General features: G+C 36.3%; 3 protein-coding genes. All 3 read right to left on the bottom strand.

Annotated elements, in window-relative coordinates:
• Positions 1-72: 72 nt before the first annotated feature.
• The gene (locus F6K20_RS36360; protein WP_287298074.1) at positions 73-783 is read right to left on the bottom strand and encodes a hypothetical protein; all 711 of its coding nucleotides are present in this window, start codon (positions 781-783) and stop codon (positions 73-75) included.
• 143 nt (positions 784-926) lie between these two features.
• A complete protein-coding gene (locus F6K20_RS36355; protein ID WP_267872050.1) occupies positions 927-1061 on the bottom strand; it encodes a hypothetical protein in 135 nt (44 codons plus the stop codon).
• A gap of 130 nt (positions 1062-1191) precedes the next feature.
• Positions 1192-1392, bottom strand: coding sequence for a hypothetical protein (locus tag F6K20_RS36350; RefSeq protein ID WP_008185945.1), 201 nt, complete (start codon positions 1390-1392; stop codon positions 1192-1194).
• Positions 1393-1963 lie beyond the last annotated feature (571 nt).

Here is a 1963-nt window from a genome sequence, read left to right as displayed (position 1 = left end):
TCTATCAAATTTCACCATACCCAGAATCAGCAACGCCAGAATTTTCACCTCAACCAAGTAAAAAATACTGTATTAATGCTTACTTAATTCAGCTAGATAATCCTTAACTAACACTTCGATTAGCATTGGATCTAAATTGCTATGGTGAAATTTGATAGCTAAAGGCACCGTTAGTCTTTGCTGATTATTGTCGTAGGTTCGCTTTCCAAAGTAGAAAAAACTCTGGGTATTTCCACGACCTGTCTGCATAGAAAAACTTAAAAAATCCAAGCCAGGAAGATTACCAACAAATTGACCTAGTTGGTAAGCATAGTATCTATCATTATTATTGGGCAATATAGGATTAGCGAAAATACTGTCTTTGCTATTTCTGTATAGTTGATAAAATTCAAGCCATCCTAATTTTGTGGCATTATTAATGATCATTTCTGCAAATCGAACTTCGCCTCCCACTGCTGTCGGACAAAATAATGGTGGATTATTAATTTGATACCATTTCTGGTTAATAAATCTCCACCAAAAAGGAGGATGTTTTTTCAGGGCTTTAAGTAATTTCCAGATTAAGAAACACGTAAAAGTTGAATAGTCATTTTTGAAATTATCGTTATAATTATTTTCGGCATCGGTTAAGTCTAATCGTAAGGTAATATCTAAATAAGGATTTATTACCTTTGTTTCGTCAATAAAAAAGTCTAGTGCCCAGCCGACATAACTATTTTTGTATTGATCAGTATCTAAGGGTATAGCGTCGTATTTGTCTAAATAGTAATTTAAATCGTCCATGATTTAAGTATTAGTTAAGGCTAATAGTATTTTAGCTAAGCATTCAGCCGTCAGCCGTCAGCTGTCAGCCGTCAGCTTATTGTATTCAAAAGCACCGATTGCGCGTAGCTGTTCGCGTAGCGTGTGCGTAGCACATAAGCTAATCACTGATAGCTGATAGCTGATAGCTGATAGCTGATAGCTGATAGCTGATAGCTGATAGCTGATAGCTGATAACTGATAGCTGACCGCTGACCGCTGATAGCTTCCAAAAAAATAGCCGTAGAAATACTATCCACGGCTATTTCAACTCCACAATAAGTCAGTTGAAATTGTGATATCACTAAGTTCCCAAATCTAACCCGATGTGATGATTTGATTGGCCAAAGGTCACGCAAGGGGGGGAAATCCCCCCAGAAATTTAAAGTGTTATGGCAACAGCCAATACTTGGTTATGGTAGTCATCACTTCCCCGGGAACATCAGTTGGTTCCAGAGGGGTCCATTCAGCAATCGACCCATAGCCTAGGGAATATAGCATCTGCATACTATAAATGACGGCTTCACGAGAACCTTTCAGGACGTGCTTAGCGGGTTGTTTTTTGAAATTTTGGGAAAATTTTTTGGACATCACTAAAAAACTGAACTCATTGTGCTTATAGTGATTATTGTAATGATTATAATTTAGTTTGTCAAGGGTTTTATAAAAGTTTTTTTGGGGAGTTTTAGGGGTAATTAAGAATTAAGAATTAAGAATGTAGAATTAAGAATTGAGAATTAAGAATTGAGAATTAAGAATGTAGAATTAAGAATTGAGAATTAAGAATGTAGAATTAAGAATTGAGAATTAAGAATGTAGAATTAAGAATTGAGAATTAAGAATTGAGAATTAAGAATTGAGAATTAAGAATTGAGAATTGAGAATTGAGAATTGAGAATTGAGAATTGAGAATTGAGAATTGAGAATTGAGAATTAAGAATTGAGAATTAAGAATTCAGAATTAAGAATGTATAATTTAGGACGTTGCTGAATTGAAGTATGAATGCGCAATCATCTGATTGTGGTCAAGACCCCTAAATTCCCATCTTTAAAAAAGCTAAGCATCCGCTAATTCCCCCCAAGCGAGCAATCCCTCGCTTGGGGGGCTAGGGGGGCGGGGGACCCAAGAAAGTCTTGTTCCCGCCAAGCGAGCAATCCCTCA

Origin of the sequence: Moorena sp. SIO2C4 (assembly GCF_010672485.1) — a bacterium.
Classification (GTDB): domain Bacteria; phylum Cyanobacteriota; class Cyanobacteriia; order Cyanobacteriales; family Coleofasciculaceae; genus Moorena; species Moorena producens.
Note: the sequence above shows the minus strand (reverse complement) of the source record. Positions and strands in the feature narration are given on the sequence as shown.

What these genes read in the sequence shown, in the direction of transcription:
- F6K20_RS36350 (WP_008185945.1), bottom strand. Translation starts at nt 1,392, where the DNA reads ATGTCCAAAAAATTTTCCCAAAATTTCAAAAAACAACCCGCTAAGCAC.
- F6K20_RS36360 (WP_287298074.1), bottom strand. Translation starts at nt 783, where the DNA reads ATGGACGATTTAAATTACTATTTAGACAAATACGACGCTATACCCTTA.